This is a genomic window from Labedella populi (assembly GCF_004078655.1).
GTDB classification, from domain to species: domain Bacteria; phylum Actinomycetota; class Actinomycetes; order Actinomycetales; family Microbacteriaceae; genus Labedella; species Labedella populi.
This window is the reverse complement of sequence record NZ_RZNC01000015.1, coordinates 1-615: the sequence shown is the minus strand read 5'-3', so window position 1 is coordinate 615 and position 615 is coordinate 1. Positions and strand designations below refer to the sequence as shown.

General features: G+C 38.7%; 1 protein-coding gene. It reads right to left on the bottom strand.

Going from position 1 to position 615, the window contains the following annotated elements; genetic code table 11:
* Positions 1–8 precede the first annotated feature (8 nt).
* Positions 9–353, bottom strand: coding sequence for an endonuclease/exonuclease/phosphatase family protein (locus tag ELQ92_RS16155; protein ID WP_128500324.1), 345 nt, complete (start codon positions 351–353; stop codon positions 9–11).
* Positions 354–615: the final 262 nt, after the last annotated feature.

The following is a 615-nucleotide window of genomic DNA, read 5'->3' as shown; positions in this document are numbered from 1 at the left end:
CACTTCTTTTATAGCGGTTTGTATTTTGTCACTTCTTTTATAGCGGTTTGTATTTTGTCATTATCTTCTATGCTTATGTTTGGACTTCGATATACTAACCCTACTGTTAACGTTGAGTTTCCGGTAACTATGTTACACCAAACAGCTTCTTCACAATCTGCTTCTTTTTCTAATATTATTTCATAAGCCTGAATGGATTCTTTAATATACAAAATAACTCCACCTCCCCTTCTTCCTATTCTGTCTTTCCTAAACATTACGTAGCCAGGCAGTCCCAGTTCGGCATCTGATATCTCTTTGTTGGCCCATGATTCAGTTATCCCTATAATGTGAGGGTCAGTATCTTCTACCATAATGTTTAGTTCATTTCTTTTGTTTACTATGCTCCTTGCATTTAAGCAAACACATTTATACCCGGCTTCAGTACAGTTTTCCAGGCTGACCTTTGCTGGTTTATTTGTGCTAACATTTCCTATGCCTCCATTATCATACTTCTCTGTGAATCCCCCCTGCTCATCTAGTTTAAATAAATGCCACCTGTGCCACTCTCAACAGACTTCAGCAATTCATCTGCTAAAACTGCTGCCCCCTTTCCACTTAGATGAAGCCCATCTC